This is a genomic window from Sulfobacillus thermotolerans (genome assembly GCF_039623705.1).
Lineage (GTDB): Bacteria > Bacillota > Sulfobacillia > Sulfobacillales > Sulfobacillaceae > Sulfobacillus > Sulfobacillus thermotolerans.
The window spans coordinates 2,831,171-2,846,667 of record NZ_CP133983.1 but is presented as its reverse complement, the minus strand read 5'-3'; the positions used below and the strand labels follow the sequence as shown (position 1 = coordinate 2,846,667).

Annotated in this window: 18 protein-coding genes and 1 pseudogene; 4 read left to right on the top strand and 15 right to left on the bottom strand. The window is 51.8% G+C overall.

Annotation, left to right across the window (positions count from 1 at the left end; translation table 11 throughout):
• Nucleotides 1-58: 58 nt before the first annotated feature.
• The 5 genes from ORD20_RS14960 to ORD20_RS14940 form a co-directional block, all read right to left on the bottom strand.
• The gene (locus ORD20_RS14960) at nt 59-1,357 is read right to left on the bottom strand and encodes a hypothetical protein (RefSeq protein ID WP_430626306.1); all 1,299 of its coding nucleotides are present in this window, start codon (nt 1,355-1,357) and stop codon (nt 59-61) included.
• The gene (locus ORD20_RS14955; protein ID WP_430626305.1) at nt 1,318-1,725 is read right to left on the bottom strand and encodes a hypothetical protein; all 408 of its coding nucleotides are present in this window, start codon (nt 1,723-1,725) and stop codon (nt 1,318-1,320) included. The genes ORD20_RS14960 and ORD20_RS14955 overlap by 40 nt, the downstream gene beginning before the upstream one ends.
• 128 nt (nt 1,726-1,853) lie before the next feature.
• On the bottom strand, nt 1,854-2,150 hold the full coding sequence (locus ORD20_RS14950; RefSeq protein ID WP_103377016.1) for a hypothetical protein: 297 nt from the start codon (nt 2,148-2,150) through the stop codon (nt 1,854-1,856).
• 152 nt (nt 2,151-2,302) lie between these two features.
• The gene (locus ORD20_RS14945; RefSeq protein ID WP_430626304.1) at nt 2,303-2,452 is read right to left on the bottom strand and encodes a hypothetical protein; all 150 of its coding nucleotides are present in this window, start codon (nt 2,450-2,452) and stop codon (nt 2,303-2,305) included.
• A complete protein-coding gene (locus ORD20_RS14940; protein ID WP_430626303.1) occupies nt 2,453-2,899 on the bottom strand; it encodes an MFS transporter in 447 nt (148 codons plus the stop codon).
• A 153-nt stretch (nt 2,900-3,052) separates the two neighbouring features.
• Between ORD20_RS14940 and ORD20_RS14935 the strand changes: the two genes are divergently transcribed.
• On the top strand, nt 3,053-3,244 hold the full coding sequence (locus tag ORD20_RS14935) for a hypothetical protein (protein ID WP_103377018.1): 192 nt from the start codon (nt 3,053-3,055) through the stop codon (nt 3,242-3,244).
• Between the two features lie 129 nt (nt 3,245-3,373).
• On the opposite strand, the gene ORD20_RS14930 is transcribed toward ORD20_RS14935, so the two are convergent.
• The gene (locus ORD20_RS14930; protein WP_430626302.1) at nt 3,374-3,790 is read right to left on the bottom strand and encodes a pyridoxal-dependent decarboxylase; all 417 of its coding nucleotides are present in this window, start codon (nt 3,788-3,790) and stop codon (nt 3,374-3,376) included.
• Between the two features lie 502 nt (nt 3,791-4,292).
• Between ORD20_RS14930 and ORD20_RS14925 the strand changes: the two genes are divergently transcribed.
• Nucleotides 4,293-5,159: an aldo/keto reductase gene (locus ORD20_RS14925; protein ID WP_103377020.1), complete on the top strand. Its 867-nt coding sequence runs from the start codon at nt 4,293-4,295 to the stop codon at nt 5,157-5,159.
• 97 nt (nt 5,160-5,256) lie between these two features.
• Here the strand turns inward: ORD20_RS14925 and ORD20_RS14920 are convergent.
• From ORD20_RS14920 to ORD20_RS14910, 3 genes and pseudogenes are all read right to left on the bottom strand, one after another.
• A pseudogene (locus ORD20_RS14920) lies at nt 5,257-6,129 on the bottom strand (FtsK/SpoIIIE domain-containing protein); the annotation flags it as partial.
• Nucleotides 6,114-6,455 carry a hypothetical protein gene (locus ORD20_RS14915; protein WP_430626741.1) on the bottom strand — a complete coding sequence of 114 codons (342 nt, stop codon included), beginning with the start codon at nt 6,453-6,455 and terminating at the stop codon, nt 6,114-6,116. The gene ORD20_RS14915 and the pseudogene ORD20_RS14920, both read right to left, overlap by 16 nt.
• A 95-nt stretch (nt 6,456-6,550) precedes the next feature.
• A complete protein-coding gene (locus ORD20_RS14910) occupies nt 6,551-7,810 on the bottom strand; it encodes an undecaprenyl-diphosphate phosphatase (protein ID WP_430626731.1) in 1,260 nt (419 codons plus the stop codon).
• 123 nt (nt 7,811-7,933) lie between these two features.
• Here ORD20_RS14910 and ORD20_RS14905 point away from each other — a divergent pair, with 123 nt between their 5' ends.
• Both ORD20_RS14905 and ORD20_RS14900 read left to right on the top strand, forming a co-directional pair.
• On the top strand, nt 7,934-8,296 hold the full coding sequence (locus ORD20_RS14905; RefSeq protein WP_173677091.1) for a YtrH family sporulation protein: 363 nt from the start codon (nt 7,934-7,936) through the stop codon (nt 8,294-8,296).
• Entirely contained in the window at nt 8,278-8,763 is a 486-nt protein-coding gene (locus ORD20_RS14900; RefSeq protein WP_158246256.1) for a hypothetical protein, read from the top strand. The genes ORD20_RS14905 and ORD20_RS14900 overlap by 19 nt, the downstream gene beginning before the upstream one ends.
• Nucleotides 8,764-8,811: 48 nt before the next feature.
• On the opposite strand, the gene ORD20_RS14895 is transcribed toward ORD20_RS14900, so the two are convergent.
• The 6 genes from ORD20_RS14895 to ORD20_RS14870 form a co-directional block, all read right to left on the bottom strand.
• A complete protein-coding gene (locus ORD20_RS14895) occupies nt 8,812-10,521 on the bottom strand; it encodes a ribonuclease J (protein WP_103375480.1) in 1,710 nt (569 codons plus the stop codon).
• 170 nt (nt 10,522-10,691) lie between these two features.
• On the bottom strand, nt 10,692-11,603 hold the full coding sequence (dapA, locus tag ORD20_RS14890; RefSeq protein ID WP_103375479.1) for a 4-hydroxy-tetrahydrodipicolinate synthase: 912 nt from the start codon (nt 11,601-11,603) through the stop codon (nt 10,692-10,694).
• Nucleotides 11,600-12,835: an aspartate kinase gene (gene dapG, locus ORD20_RS14885; RefSeq protein WP_103375478.1), complete on the bottom strand. Its 1,236-nt coding sequence runs from the start codon at nt 12,833-12,835 to the stop codon at nt 11,600-11,602. The genes dapA and dapG overlap by 4 nt, the downstream gene beginning before the upstream one ends.
• 16 nt (nt 12,836-12,851) lie before the next feature.
• A complete protein-coding gene (locus ORD20_RS14880; protein WP_103375477.1) occupies nt 12,852-13,853 on the bottom strand; it encodes an aspartate-semialdehyde dehydrogenase in 1,002 nt (333 codons plus the stop codon).
• A gap of 23 nt (nt 13,854-13,876) precedes the next feature.
• Nucleotides 13,877-14,473, bottom strand: a complete 597-nt coding sequence (locus ORD20_RS14875; RefSeq protein ID WP_103375476.1) for a dipicolinate synthase subunit B — start codon at nt 14,471-14,473, stop codon at nt 13,877-13,879.
• A gap of 5 nt (nt 14,474-14,478) precedes the next feature.
• Complete coding sequence (locus tag ORD20_RS14870; RefSeq protein WP_103375475.1) at nt 14,479-15,348, bottom strand: dipicolinate synthase subunit DpsA; 870 nt, start codon at nt 15,346-15,348, stop codon at nt 14,479-14,481.
• Nucleotides 15,349-15,497 lie beyond the last annotated feature (149 nt).

Sequence of the window (15,497 nt, the reverse complement as noted above, 5' to 3'; positions counted from 1 at the left end):
CAACTATTCGTACTGCTTACTATTTGTCATTATAGACGTTTTCCTATTTACATGCAGCCTATCGTAACGCGCTAGACCCAAATTTTGTCATGCGCAGGGCCTGCCGATAACAACGCCCATACAGTTTAGGAAGATGGCGCAATCCCATCATCATCACTTCTTCGCGTGCTCGCGAAATGCCCGTAAATAATTGATAAGCTCCGGCTCCTGTTGTCTCAAAAGCCTCTTCCGTTTCGGCCATCAAGATCACCATATCAAACTCGAGTCCTTTAGCATATTCCACGGTCGCCATAATGACGTCGTACGGTTCAGGATTTTCGGGCTCAAAGGCCATTTCAATCGTCTCCGGTTTAAGACGTTGAAAGCGCTCTAATAAATCCCGCGGTGCCTTATTAGCAAAAATCACTGCCACTTGTCCTAAATACTCTCGTTTGCCCCGCACTACCTCTTGCATCACCGCTTCGGCCACCTTTGACTCGCTAACCTTGACCGGTGGATGAATGATGCCGCCGCCGCGCCGAGGGACTTGTTTAATACCGGCCGGATGCGCCGCATTGGCTAGGTGCACAATCTGCGCTCCTGAACGATAATTATCCAAAAGTTCGACATGTTGGGCATGCAATCGGTTTGCTACCTCCGACCAGTTTTCGACCTCCGTATAGGGATTAAGATGTTGAAACGGATCCCCAACCAACGTAAGCGAGCCATTCGTGGAGACCAATTGCTCCGCCAGAGCGAAGCCCACAGCGGGGACATCTTGAGCCTCATCTAAAACCACTAAGGCATAATGCTGTGAATGCCCTAAAAACTTCCCGGCTAAAAACAATAACGCTAAGGCATCGGCGAGGGCCCATACCGATTCCCGATGAAAGGGTGCTTCAATCCCTGCTTCCTGTCGCGCTACGGGATAAATAGCCATCAAATCTTGAATCGTCTCCACCCGTGGGACTTGTTCTTGCCAATGATCAAATCGCTGGCGGGCCAACTTTTGATAAGAGGTCAATTGACGGCTCTCCGCTCCCGCTAAGGCCGTTTCTACCATTTGGTCCCAACGGTGTCTTAACAGGCGCCACCGTTCCCGTAATGAATATCGTGAGGAGGTCGCAAAAGTCTCATAAACTTGCGCCGATGACAATTCCAACGTACCTTGATGCCGACCGCTGACCGTTTCCACATCAAAGGCCATCCGCAAATCGCCCAGGTTCTTCGCCAAGTTCGCGGCATAGTGGTCAACCCAACGTTCTAGCCTTTGGGTAAACACCTCATCATATAATAAGGCGTCGTCAGAACTAGCCGATTTTTTTCGAACGGGGACGCCTAATTCTCGTGACAGCCATGAGACGAGGTCGTGTAGCACAACATCTTGAGCGCAACCGGCGCATTCCATGGGATAATATCCACTAACCGCCCGTTAGCGTCCTCAAATTCCAGCGATCTTTGGGCTTTACTGACATAGACAACAGTCGGCTCTTCTCCCTCTGTTCGGTCGACATACTCGATACGGCCATAGTAAGGATTGTGCCCATGACGGTCCCATTCCTCATACCAAATCTGCTGTCCCCGAGCCACGGCCTGATACACAGTAATATCATTATAACCACTCACGGGCGTGCCCTTACTGTCAAGCAATGCTTGGATGCGTTTTTTTATAGTAGCTAGCGCTTGCGCTAAATTTTTGCGTTCTAAAGCAAATGTGTGCGATGAGGGCCGATAGCGATATTCCAAATTCTTTCACCACCCGCATAATTCATGACAAAGGCTTTGGCAACCCACCAAAGCCTTACCATGCCATGCCAATGGTCACTATCATACCAGAAGAACCGCGACGATCCTAACGAAATCCGTCGGTGGAGCTATTTCGGACGTAAAATCGATCGCCGATGATGGCGCCCACCTTCAATTTGCTCCACGATATTTTTGGCCTGAAGCAAAGAGCATTGGTAGCGTTTTTTGATAACCCGAATAGCCTCGATCCGGCGCCCCTGGTCCAACAGACTACGGACTTCTTCCTGGGGTGACTGATCAGGTGATACTTCCCACAACAACTCCATCAGGGCACGCTGTTGGTATTCCAACGTCTTAAGACGGTGATGCAAAAACATAATCATGCCTAAAAATCCTAACGCGGTAATGAGTGCAATCCATTCCACATGCCATACCCCTATCCTATAGCCGCAGCCGTAGTTCAACGATTATTATGCCAAACCTATCATGTCTATTGTGTTCACCTCTAAGGCCCGGTGATATTCCATTTTCGACAGTATACGGGACGTGCCATGGCTTTTCAACCCGACCGAAAAGCCTAGTTCAAAACGTTCGGTGGGGTGAGAACGTCCGTGGAAGTCGGCAATGGTGCTTGATTCGGTTCGACACGCCATAGGGCCGTCAACCCAGCACCCAAAAGAGCCGCGGCCCCTGCAATGGCCAGCACGGCTCCCAACCCCCACCGCACTTACCCCACAATAAACCGTGCGACCACAAGCCACATATAGGAATTCAAGACCGCAGATAACAAGGAAAACACCATAAAAATCACAAGATCCCATAAGAGTAACCTTTTGCGACCTAGCCAATCCGCCAGCACCCCAGCAGCCAAACCGCCACCAATCGACCCTAGAAGCATGGCCGAGGCTAAGAGCCCTGTTTGCCCAGCGGTTAAGCGATAGAAACGGGTCAGGGGCACAAGCGCGACGGCAATCACGGACAGGTTGTATCCATCGAGAACAATTCCCAGACTCGACACAAGACGAATGCGCCGTAATACAGAACCCGAAGATTCAAGATTTGTCGTCATAAGACCTATACACGCTACTTTCTCGAGACTTGAACACGACGAACACCCGGCCATATTTCCCCGATACAACCAGTCCTTCACGGCCCCGAACATTAATACACGCATGCCCATCCCTCGCGCTGACTTTGTAGCATGTTGGCGAACCCAATAAGGTATGATAAAGTCAGCCATGCATATGAGACGGCCTATGTCCCACGTAGTGAACCCGTGCGGCCAGACGTTGGTCTCCAGCTCTCAACTTCAAAAGCGAGGTGCCTCATGTCTACCCCGATCTTACCCATCGACCACCGCGGATTGACCCGGGAACAAACCGCAGACCTGTTGCGAGGCCTGTCTGATTTTATTGAAACCTATCCCCACGACGCTTTTGTCGTCACCATTGATATTACACCTGCCACGACGGAAACCGCTGCACCCAAAACCCGCCGAGCGCCTCGTAAGAAATCCTGAAGACCATGGTCCTTCTGACAAGCGGCAAGTTCTCACGTCCTCTCTTTGCCGCTTGACGAAGGGGGATGCCCTTAATGCCGGAATCCCGATACCGGCTCTTGTGGGTGGGGCATAGGGCCATCAAGGGATTCAAGATAGCCCACGGCTTCCTTTAGATCGTCCAGCAGCAAATGCGCTAAATCCAATGAAAAACCATTGCGCACTACGACACGTCAGGTCGGCTAAAATACGTACGCATCGCTCTTCAATAGCGGCCGTCTGCGGATATTCATCTTTATCAATCATGTTTTTGTCAAAGGCTTCCGCATACAGTTTGTCAGCCTGGGGATCCATCCACGTCCCCACAAACGTTGCCAAATTGAGGCGTGCATTGCCATCCATAGCAATTTCATCATGCACAATTTGATACGCAGCATCGGGATTCATGCCATGTTCGCGTAAACGAAATCGCGGAATTGGCTCATCATTCTCCTGAAAGACTAACGGATTGATGGCCAGTTCATCGGGCAGCGCTACGTGCTTTCGGCGAGCATGCCAGCGGCTCATAAGACCCCTCCTTATTTTCGCGCGTTGTCATAGCGAGTCTTCTTATAGTGTGACGCTATAAACAGGGAGGGGCAAGAGCCTTATCAAATAGAACCCGAAGTTCAACTTGACATCGTGCTATGGAGTGTGAAAATTAATATATGAACAACATGACTGATTTTCCTTTGCCTATAGGGTCTATGCTTGTTGATCGGCTAAATGCCGCAAGCCGCCGCACGGGACTCTCCGTCGATTCAATCGTCATCATAGCATGCCTTGATTGGCTCAGACGGCATGAAGACCACATGTCATTGTGGACCCCTCGGGCCTTTCCAGAACGAGATCCCCATGAATAGCTATGCGGGCTGTTCGTGTTTACGCCCGTTAAGATGTCTTGCCAAGCGGTCTCAAGGCAGTTCTTATCCTCCTGGAAATATACAGATATGATTTGTGCAGGTAGAGTAATATATGGCCGTGCCCTATAATGGACCAGTCACAACAACTAGGAGGGACTTCTCGACACATGGCAGGAGAAAACATCTCAGCAGCAGCATCGGGCACTTTTCGCATTGGCGAAGATTTGCCTGTTCATCGATTAGGATATGGCGTCATGCAGCTCCCGGGCCCTGGCGTTTGGGGCGAATCGCGTGATCCCGAGGGAGCTTTACGTATTCTGCGCCGAGCCATTGATCTCGGTGTCAATCTCATCGACACGGCTGATGCGTATGGCCCCTTTGTCGCAGACCTTCTCATCAAAAAGGCCCTTCATCCCTACCCGGAAGGTCTTGTAATTGCCACCAAGGTCGGGTTGACGCGTTCGGGGCCCAATGACTGGCGCCCAGTAGGACGACCCGAATATCTTCGTCAACAAGTCGAACTAAATTTACGCCATCTAGGACTCGAGCGCATTGACTTATTGCAGTTGCACCGCATTGACCCCAAGGTCCCTCTCGCCGACCAACTAGGTGAACTCACCCTCTTGCAAAAAGAGGGAAAAATACGGCACATCGGACTCAGCGAAGTGACCCTCGAGCAACTCAGTGAGGCCAGTCAGTATGCCACAATTGTCTCCGTCCAGAACTTATATAACTTGGCGAAACGCGAGGCAGAGCCGGTGTTAAAGTACTGTGAAGCCCATCATCTGGCCTTTATCCCGTGGTTTCCCCTGGCCACTGGAGCTCTTGCTGCTCCCCAAGGCCCACTGGCCGAGATGGCCAAACGGTTAGGTGCCACGCCCTCCCAACTGGCTCTCGCTTGGTTGTTAAAGCGCTCCCCAGTGATCTTGCCCATTCCCGGCACCTCAAACATACAGCACTTGGAAGAAAATGTGGCCGCTGCAGCAGTGACGCTAAGCCAAGAAGACTTCGACGCTCTTACCCATGCGGTCTAGTCGCTTCAGAACGAAGGAAACAAGCACTTTGTAGATTCGTCAAACGAGATGCCCCAATGCCACAAAAATCACATCTAGGCATTGGGGCATCTTGACGCTAAGCTGATGGAGTCTCATTCATAAAGATGCGCTGAAAATCGGCCATAGTAATGCGCACATCCCGAGCTTTTGCCCCCTCAGCAGGCCCAATATATCCGCGCTCTTCCATCGCATCGATTAAGCGCGCAGCTCTGGTATATCCCACTCGCATCCGGCGCTGCAACATCGACGTTGAGGCTTGCCCACTTTCCACGACTATTCTTACGGCATCTTGAAACAAATTATCCGTTTCTTGCGGTACCGATGCCGGAGAGTCTGGACTCTCTTGGAATTCGATAGCGTCATCTACAGATTCCGACGCCTGAGCATGCTCTACGAGATAGGTGACAATTTCCTCGATTTCCTTTTCGTGAATAAAAGCCCCTTGCAAGCGCTGGGGTTTGCTTGCACCTACCGGATGAAACAGCATATCTCCGCGTCCCAAAAGTTTCTCGGCTCCGGCTCCATCGAGAATCGTGCGAGAATCCACCTGTGATGAAACGGCAAACGCAATGCGGGAGGGAATATTCGCCTTAATAGTCCCGGTGATCACGTCAACAGATGGGCGCTGGGTCGCCACAACCAAATGGATCCCCGCTGCGCGCGCCATCTGCGCCAAGCGAGCAATGGACTCTTCAACATCTTGGGGTGACACCATCATTAAATCCGCAAGCTCATCAATAATGATGACGATCAGGGGCAGACGTTCTTCAGCCGTCTGATTATATCGCGCCACGTCACGAACCCCCATATCCGCGAAAAGACGGTAACGCCTTTCCATTTCCGCAACCGCCCAACGCAGGGCTCCGGCTGCTTTTTTGGGTTCCGTCACCACCGGACTTAATAAATGGGGAATGCCGTTATAAATCGACAACTCTACGACCTTCGGATCACTAGAAATCCCGCCTCCAGCTTGTCTGCAAAAGGCAATAAGATAAACAGGCCAACAATTCCAATGACGGCTCCCCAGCCCCGACGATTTCCTGTAAAGGAGGGACGGTTTAATAACCGTAATAACCCAGCGACAATCACAAAGGCAGGTATGGCCCACGCCAGCAGACCAAATGCAAAAAATAAACCCTGACCCAAATCACGCGTTAACCGGCCTGAATGGGGAAATACTAATGATAAATAGCCCAACAATCCCAAGGCTACGAGAAGAATCCCTCCAATTTCTCGACGCATATCCTTGGTAATTTGTTTGAGCACCGACCCCATTACAAATCCTCCTAACCACTCTTTAACACTTGATGGCTGTCATGGCTTAAACCCATCATGTGGCGTCAACGCTGCCGTCATCATCGGGTCCAGACTTAATGCGCCATAGATAGGCCCCACGTGAGTAAGGCCAACATCAACGTATACCATCCAAATTGTCGCCATAGGCGCGTCACTCCCAGTGCATGCTTAACCCATTTTATCGCAAAAACCCCACTAATGGCAGCCACACCCATTCCGACCAAGATGGACGGATCGATACGAAATTCACTAAATGCGCTTTTATGCAAGATTAAAAAGGCCGCCCCCGCAATCACTGGAATAGCCATGAAAAACGACAATTGAGCCGCATCATCCGCCGATAGCCCCAAGACGCGTCCGGCAAAAATCGTCGAGCCGGACCGGGACAGCCCTGGCCATAAGGCAAATGCCTGAAAAATCCCTATTATAAAGGCTTGGCCCCAAGACAGACTTTCCAAGGAGCGGTGTCCACGCTCGGCCGGCGGAGTAAGCCATAAAGCCACCGTCGTTGCCCCCCAGCCAGCGGCCACAGCTATGGGAATAAACCACTGCGTTATCCATTCGCCAGCCCAATATCCCACAACTGCAGCCGGCACTGACGCGGCAATTAATTGACCAAGAAACCGAAAACTCCGAGAATGCCCAGCGGCCAGCTCAATCAACCCCACGTCGACTGCGTCTTTGCCCACCAGAATAGTGCCAATATCCCGCGCCAGTTCCCCGGTCGTAAACATCAACTTGCGAAAATCATGGTCCGAAATATGGGAATGCATGGTGACAAAGTTCACAACACGGTCCTGCATTTTATCCAAATACTCGTAGGTCTGAGGTACGCCAATCACCATCCCATTCATGCGAATCGGATGGATCGTCATTGTCGCAGTGGCGGCGATAAAACTGTAGTCTGTTGCCACGGAAACCGGGACACCAATGGAGTGTCCGCCTCCTAACACCAAAGAGACAGAGGGTTTGGATAAGCTCGCAACCATTTCCGCCAAGGCGAGACCGGCTTCTACATCGCCGCCCACCGTGTTCAAGATTAATAACAGGCCCTTGATATCCTTACTCTCTTCAATAGCGACCAACTGGGGAATGACATGTTCATACTTGGTCGTTTTGTTTTGCGATGGCAGGACAACGTGCCCCTCAATTTGACCAATAATGACCATCGTGTGAATCGACGACTTCGCGGTCGGGATTTTCGTGCTGCCAAACTCTTGAATGTTTTCTCCGGGATCTTGATGCCTCTTTTTCTGCCGCTGATCTGGAACCTGCGGCTCTTCTGCTTCGTTCCCTACATGGTGACCCTGTCGCACCGTTCGTTCCCTCCTCATCATGCCTAGCCGTGATAGTGTTTGAAAAAGACTCCTTTTCATACCCTTGGGCTTGGGAGATTCCCACATTGCGTGCTGAGCCATGGGTCACGGTCATATGTTGGAGTAATGAGGGGGATTGACATGCCTAATCAGCTCTTGCTTACTATGCAGACCCTACAACAAGCTATCAATAAAACCGTGCAAACCGGACTTCCTCCATTTTTCTTAGCTCTAGGGGTCACTATTGGTGGAGGCCTTTTGGGATCCTTCGGCCTATGGTTAGCAGGAAAGGGGCCACAAGATCCTGCGCAAACCGCTTATCGCATACGCATTTGGGCTGTAGCCATCGCGATTGGCGGGACTCTCACCGCCTTAGAAAACTTAGAACGCGGCGTTTTCGCCCGAGCTTTACCCGCCATCGTGCGAGATGGCGTCGCTATCGTGACTGCGTACTTGGGCGCCCAAACGGGATATTGGCTGCTAACATGGCTGGTTACTCTGTGAAAAGGCTAACCCCCAGTCTCGCGAGCTTTGTGCTGGGACTCTTACTTGGATTCGCGTTGATGCAAGGATTGGGAGTACGCGAACGCCAATACGCGGATTTGTCCGCAAAAAAATGGCAGGCGGAAGCGACGCAGTGGCACAACGAAGCCAATCGACTCAAAGAAGAGGTGGGGCGGATTAATAAGACGGCCCAACCCCACCTTTATATTCAGAACGTCGATGTTATGATATTGCGCGCCCCGGTTGCCAAATCCGATGTTATTGAGGCTCTTTCCCCTTATACCCAGGCATTGCTGGGTCTTCCCCTAGACTCATTGAAAGCCCCTATCGTCTATCATCTTTTCAACAACCGTATTATTACGATTGGCACCAAACTTTACCGCATTCGAGTCGAAACCCTGCTGTTAGGCCCTGATACCGAGCTGATGATTTCCCTACGGCCTGAACCCGGCCCGGCCGTGATGTAAAAAACCTGCCGCCACAAAGGACGGCAGGCAAAACCCTGCGGGAGCTGCTTACACTTCCATGATAATCGGCAAAATCATCGGTCGCCGCTTGGTCCGGTCCCAAAGGAATCGGCCCAGGGTATCGCGCACGACGCCCTTAATTGCGGACCACTCCGTCAAAGTGCCCCCTTCCATCGTCGTCAACGCCGTTTTGACCCGCGACCGTGCTTCGTCGAGTAAGGCTTCGGACTCACGCACATACACAAATCCCCGGGACACAATGTCGGGGCCTGAAACCAAAAGACCAGATTGGGCATCCATACCCACCACCACAATCAAAATCCCGTCATTCGACAATTGTTTGCGGTCACGCAATACAATATTGCCGACGTCACCGACGCCAAAGCCATCGACTAATACCTTACCCGCAGGCACCTGTCCTACCAACTGCATCGAGTCCGCCGTGAGTTCAAATAGGCTACCATTATCGCCAATTAAAATATGGCTAGGGTCCATTCCTATATCCCGAGCCAATTGCGCATGATGCACCAAATGCCGATATTCCCCATGAACTGGAATAAAGAACTTCGGCTTGACCAGATTGAGCATGAGTTTTAACTCTTCTTGGCAAGCATGTCCCGACACGTGAATGCCTAAATCGCGGCCATAGTAAACATCCGCGCCCAAACGGTACAAGTTGTTGACCGTCCGAGACACCATTTTTTCGTTGCCCGGAATAGCGGTCGCCGAAATGATTACGGTATCTCCCGCATAGATTTCCACTTTTTTATGGTCGGACGTCGAGATGCGCGTCAAGGCAGACATTGGTTCGCCTTGCGAGCCCGTAGTTAAAATCAGCGTCTTTTGGGGGGGCTGGCGTAATACCGCATCCAGCGACATCCAAGTACCTTCAGGAAAATCAAGGTATTTGAGCTCAATCGCTTTTTGCACGATATTTTCCATACTACGTCCGACAACGGCAACATGACGCCCATGGCGAACAGCCGACTCCACGACCTGACGAATGCGGTGCACTTGCGACGCAAACGACGAGACAAGCACCCGCCCTTTGGCCTGTTCGATAATGCGGTCTAAGGTTTTCCCTACCGTTTTTTCCGAAGGGGTATAACCCGGTCGTTCCGCATTGGTGCTATCGGCCAACAATAACAAAACGCCTTCCGATCCGACTTGCGCCAACTTATGAAAATCCGCAACGTGTCCATCGACAGGCGTGTGATCAAATTTAAAGTCCCCTGTATGCACTATCGTTCCGACTGGGTTGCGAATAATTAAGCCGGTCGCATCAGGAATCGAGTGGTTAACGCGGAAAAATTCAACGGAAAAATTCCCGACCTTGACCGTATCACCGGGCTCCACCGGATGGGACTTGGGATGCAGACTCACCTGATGTTCTTGCAGTTTCATCTCCACAATGCCCATCGTCAACCGGGTCCCATAAATGGGAACAGAGATTTGCTTCAGAAAATAGGGAATAGCTCCAATGTGATCCTCGTGACCATGCGTCAGAAAAATTGCGCGTACGCGGTCCTTATTCTCCAGCAAATAGGTAATGTCAGGCAAAACCAAATCAATTCCGGGCATATCGACTTCCGGAAACGCTAGCCCGCAATCGATCAAAATAATATCGTTGCCATAGACAACAGCCGAAATGTTTTTTCCAATCTCTCCCAATCCCCCTAAGGGGATAAACTGTAATTTACCGGGTCCTGGGCGTGCCAGTGTAACCCACCTCCTATTTATCCCGCACACGGAGCACATCAAAATGCCCCTAGCCATCCGACTAGGGACTTATGCCAGGGGCATCTGATTTGAGGCGGCGCTTTCAGCTCCCTTCCGCGCTATGCTGAACCGCTACACCCCATTTGACCACCGAGCACTAAGTCGTTGCGTTAATTATAACGCGGTTGGACTATTGCACGCAATGGCCACTAATTTTTTACAGAGCTTATAGGCATCTGGCGAATATGCTTCGCTCGCAAGTACGCCAACCATAAGTCACCAAATACCGCATCCTCCGGCATGACTAAGGGCATTCGCACCGTTCTCGGAGCCAACGCCAAGCGATGTAGCAACCATTTAAGGGGAATGGGATTTGAAACAACAAAGAGTTGTTTAAACAAAGGCCAGAGGTCCGCGTGTAGCATCCTCGCCTCGTCAGGATGGCCAGATATAAAGAGTTCTGTCATCTGTTCCATTTCCATTCCTACCACGTGCGATGCCACCGATACCACACCATACGCGCCAACGGCCAAACTCGCTAGATATAGACTATCGTCACCGGAAAAAATCGGCACCTCAGACCCCAGAATTTGATCTAAGCGAATAATTTGCTCGATCGTACCGGAAGCCTCTTTCACCGCAAAAGGTGCACGCGCTTTCTTGGCTATCTTGGCCACGGTGTCGGCCTCGACCATACTAGCGGTACGTGAAGGGACATTGTAGAGCATAACCGGACAGGTAACATGGTGGAGGACTTCCCCAAAGTGACGAATTAACCCTTCTTGCGAAGGCTTATTGTAGTATGGCGACACAACCAGTACCCCATCCGCACCCCACTCATCGGCCGCCATCGCCAAGTCAACCGTTGACCGGGTGTCATTCGTGCCACATCCCATCCACACCGGCACCATGTCACCCGCCCCCCGGCGCACAGCCGTGTACAACCGGTACCGCTCATCAGGACTTAGGCTAAAAGCTTCCCCGGTCGAGCCTGCCAAAATTACTCCCTGCGTTCCGTGAGCCACCAAATGCCGCGCCAACCCTTCGGCGGCTTCGACATCGATGCTGCCTTCCTCGGTGAAGGGTGTAATCATTGCTGTAAAAACTCGTGGCCATCTCATCCTTTGGGCACCTCCTCAGCCAAATGGAACTGTTTGTGTAATGCACTCACCGCCCTTTCCATATCAGAGCGATGCAATAAAAGGGTGATCGTCGAATGCGAATCCGCCGATTGCAGAATTTCAATATCCGATTGCGCCATGGCCGCCATCACCCGTCCTACGACTCCTGGAAGTCCTTGAATAGCGGACCCGACAATGGACACTTTAGCCCGATCGTCAAACGCCTCATAGCCAAACCCGCTAGTTTCGAGAATTTCTTGGGTCACAGCATTTTTCTCGGGCGGCACACAAAAGTACACTTGGTCGGGAAAGAGATTAATCAAATCCACGGAAACGCCGCGTTCGCCCAATGCCATAAATAGTTGAAACGCCCAATCTTTGTGCATAGTTTCCGGTGGCGTGACACGAAATTGCAGCAAGTGGTCTAGTTGGGTAATACCGGTTACAGAATGGTCCGGATCACGGTGGCCCCACGCATCCAATATGCCCTGACCCGACGCAATAATAGTGCCTAACGACTCCGAAAACGTGGATCGGACGCGGATCGTCACGCCAAACTGTCTCCCAATTTCTACCGCCCGAGGATGAATCACCTTCGCGCCAAGATTGGCCAACTGAAACACCTCTTCGTAATCTAACGAAGAAATCGTCCGCGCCTCTGGGACAATGCGGGGATCGGCTGTTTTAATCCCATCGACATCGGTAAAAATATCGACAACCTCTGCCCCTAGCGCTGCCCCTAAGGCTACAGCAGTGGTGTCAGATCCTCCGCGTCCCAGCGTCGCCACCCGCCCATCGGGCGTTCGCCCTTGAAATCCCGCAACCACCGGAACGATCCCCTGAGCCACCAAACTTTCTAAGGCTTGAGGTTTGACCTCCACAATGCGCGCATCACCAAAATTCGCATCGGTGACAATCCCCGCATCTCCACCCGTAATGGCCCGGCTCTGCAACCCCACCGACCGCAAATGACCCGCAAGAATCACCGCGCTGATAATTTCTCCACAAGAAATCAAAAGATCGCGTTCATCCAACGCGCCTTCGGTGCCATTATCTAGTAACGATAAGAGCGTATCGGTCGCGTACGGATCGCCAAGCCGTCCCATTGCCGACACCACAACCACGACATGGTGCCCTTCTCGCACAGCTTTTTGAACCCATTGCGCCACAATGTCACGACGCGCTGCGTCACGCACCGAAGTCCCGCCGAATTTCTGGATCACCAAAGACACAGAAATCTCCTCCCTGTCAGGACCAACGTTCTTCGAGCGTTTCGACAATTTGTACAGCGTTGGTCGCAGCCCCTTTGCGCAGATTATCGGCCACTACAAATAAATGAAGTCCTTGAGCAATAAAGGGATCCCGGCGAATGCGTCCAACGAACACCAAATCCTGTCCAGCAGCTTCTAACGGTGTGGGCACAATGCCATGCTCAGGATCATCCACGACTCGAATTCCTGGGGCCTCCCGCAATAGCGTGCGCACCTCGTCGACCTCAAAAGGTCGCTCTAACTCGACGTAGACTGCTTCGGCGTGGGACACAGCTACGGGCACTCGAACCGCGGTTGCACTAACAGGCAATTCCATGCGAAAAATCTTCTGGGTCTCGCGCGTAAGTTTCCATTCTTCGCCCGTATAGTCCAGATCTCCGAACTTATCACAATAAGGCAACACGTTAAACGCAATCGGGGTGGGATAAGTACTCGGCGTTACAGGCTCTTGAGCCAATGTTTGCGCCGCTTCATGGCGCAAGGTCTCCATCGCTTCGCGGCCAGTGCCTGAAACAGCCTGGTACGTCGAGACAATCACTCGCCGCAGCCCGTAGCGCTGACGCAAAGGCTCAAGTGCCACGACCATCTGAATCGTTGAACAGTTAGGCGAAGCAATAAGACGAGCGTCCCCTATAACCTCAGCATTTACTTCGGGAACCACCAAAGGTACGGTTGGATCCATACGGAAGTAACTCGATTTGTCGATAACCGTTACGCCGTGGGCTGTAGCCAGGGGGGCGTAGTGCCGACTCACATCATTCGTGGCCGCAAAAAATGCCACGTCAATTTCGTCCCAATGCGCCGCATCCACACTTTGCACAGGAACTTGTTGTCCTCGAAATTCTATAAATCGGCCATGTCCTTCCGTAGCCAGCGCCACCAACGAGCGCACCGGCGTGTTGCGTTCCTCAAGAATTTCAAGAATTTTTTGCCCAACGAGTCCTGTTGCTCCAACAACGGCAATACGCAATGCGTTCACTTGATCCGTCAACTCCTACAGTATCAATTCCATGGCACTAAAATGGGTTGCATCTGCTCTTGGCGCTGAGCCGCTTGGACCGCAGGGACAATGAGTTCAAGATGCGCGTCAATAGAACGCGGCTTCCGTATTGGGTCATCTTGACCAAACGGGACAAAATAAATGTTGCGTGCGCCAAGCAACCGCCCTAAATTAACTGCATTGAGGCCTAAAAGGTCATTTGAGGTAATAGCCAACAAGACCGGCCCCCCATTGCGCAATTGCGCTTTTACCGCCATGGTTACGGGAGAATCATTAATGGCATTAGCAATCTTGGCCAAGGTGTTGCCAGTGCACGGCATGACCAGCACGACATCAAACCAACGTTGCGGTCCGCTGGGTTCCACCTCGGGAATCGTCGTGAGGATTTCTTGGCCTGTAACCGCTGTAATTTGTTCTGCCCAATAATCGCCGGACCCAAATCGTGTTGTTACGTGAAGAATACTGGGCGATACAATCGGCGTGACAATGGCACCCTGGTCCACTAATAGCTTCATTGTAGCGACAGCACGGTGCATATTGCAATGGGAAGCGGCCATGGCTACGCCGATTTTTACTCCGTTGAGTTCTCCCTCTGTCATGTTTTTCAGTTCCTTTCCCGTTGTACCGTAGCTTTCACCGCATTTTCCTGCAAGATGGACGCTAACGTCTCCCAAATGATTTCCGCAGCCCGCCTAGGCGCAATGTGACCCGGGACCCCCAAATACGATTCATATCGCGCCATGACATGCGAATCCGTCTCCAGCCCTTTGGCCAACCCCCCTGGCAGTGACGCCAGATCGATAATCCAAGCCGGATCTGTCGTATCGATCCACTCCCGGGTAATCACCGGAGCCGGTATCGTATTGAACAGCCCATCTAGCGGCGGACACCACACCGGGTCGAGAGGATGGACGGGAAATCCCATTGCAGACGCCATAGCCCGTTTTTCGACCGAACGGTCAAACACTTCTACGAAACTTCCGTAACTCTGGAGGCGAAGCGCCAAAATCGCCCCGACACGCCCAAATCCTAAAATGCCCACGGGGCGATGATAGAGCGTAAACCCCGAACGTCCAATCGCTGCGCGTATCGCCCCCTCTGCCGTTGGCACCGTATTGAGCCACATAAAGGTAGTTTGATTACGGTACTCCACCGTCGTGAGTCCATAACGCTTTGCCCATAACGTCACAGGAGCCGCAATTAACCCCGCAGCGATAAGACCGCCGTGGGCCATACGCGCTAAGAAGTCGGGGGTGAGAATGACACGGCCATCCATCGTCTTCATTGAACCATCCGCATCAATGCCCGTCATTGGTCCTATAAAGATGGCCACGGGCTCCCCCGATTCACGGTAAGGGGCGATTCCTGGCGCGCTAAAGCCCCAAGCTTCTACCGTAAATCCTTGATTCTCCAGAAACTGACATAACCATGCATCGCGCGCATCACCACCAGCTACGACAACCCTTGTTGCCACATTCTCATCCCTTTCTGCATTCTTATCCCTCTGGTGTCACTATACGGAACATCCAAGCCTGACGTTCCGTAAGCCGTAGTGTCAGAACTTCCCAGCCAAATAGGGGGCATTGGCGGTGAGATAATAAAAACCACCAGTGTCTCATCCAA

Excerpts from the sequence above, each read along its gene's own strand:
- ORD20_RS14940 (WP_430626303.1), bottom strand. The coding sequence starts at position 2,899 with ATGCGTGTATTAATGTTCGGGGCCGTGAAGGACTGGTTGTATCGGGGA.
- ORD20_RS14935 (WP_103377018.1), top strand. The coding sequence starts at position 3,053 with ATGTCTACCCCGATCTTACCCATCGACCACCGCGGATTGACCCGGGAA.
- ORD20_RS14930 (WP_430626302.1), bottom strand. The coding sequence starts at position 3,790 with ATGAGCCGCTGGCATGCTCGCCGAAAGCACGTAGCGCTGCCCGATGAA.
- ORD20_RS14925 (WP_103377020.1), top strand. The coding sequence starts at position 4,293 with ATGGCAGGAGAAAACATCTCAGCAGCAGCATCGGGCACTTTTCGCATT.
- ORD20_RS14915 (WP_430626741.1), bottom strand. The coding sequence starts at position 6,455 with ATGGGGTCGGTGCTCAAACAAATTACCAAGGATATGCGTCGAGAAATT.
- ORD20_RS14910 (WP_430626731.1), bottom strand. The coding sequence starts at position 7,810 with ATGAGGAGGGAACGAACGGTGCGACAGGGTCACCATGTAGGGAACGAA.
- ORD20_RS14905 (WP_173677091.1), top strand. The coding sequence starts at position 7,934 with ATGCCTAATCAGCTCTTGCTTACTATGCAGACCCTACAACAAGCTATC.
- ORD20_RS14900 (WP_158246256.1), top strand. The coding sequence starts at position 8,278 with ATGGCTGGTTACTCTGTGAAAAGGCTAACCCCCAGTCTCGCGAGCTTT.
- ORD20_RS14895 (WP_103375480.1), bottom strand. The coding sequence starts at position 10,521 with ATGTGCTCCGTGTGCGGGATAAATAGGAGGTGGGTTACACTGGCACGC.
- dapA (WP_103375479.1), bottom strand. The coding sequence starts at position 11,603 with ATGAGATGGCCACGAGTTTTTACAGCAATGATTACACCCTTCACCGAG.
- ORD20_RS14875 (WP_103375476.1), bottom strand. The coding sequence starts at position 14,473 with ATGACAGAGGGAGAACTCAACGGAGTAAAAATCGGCGTAGCCATGGCC.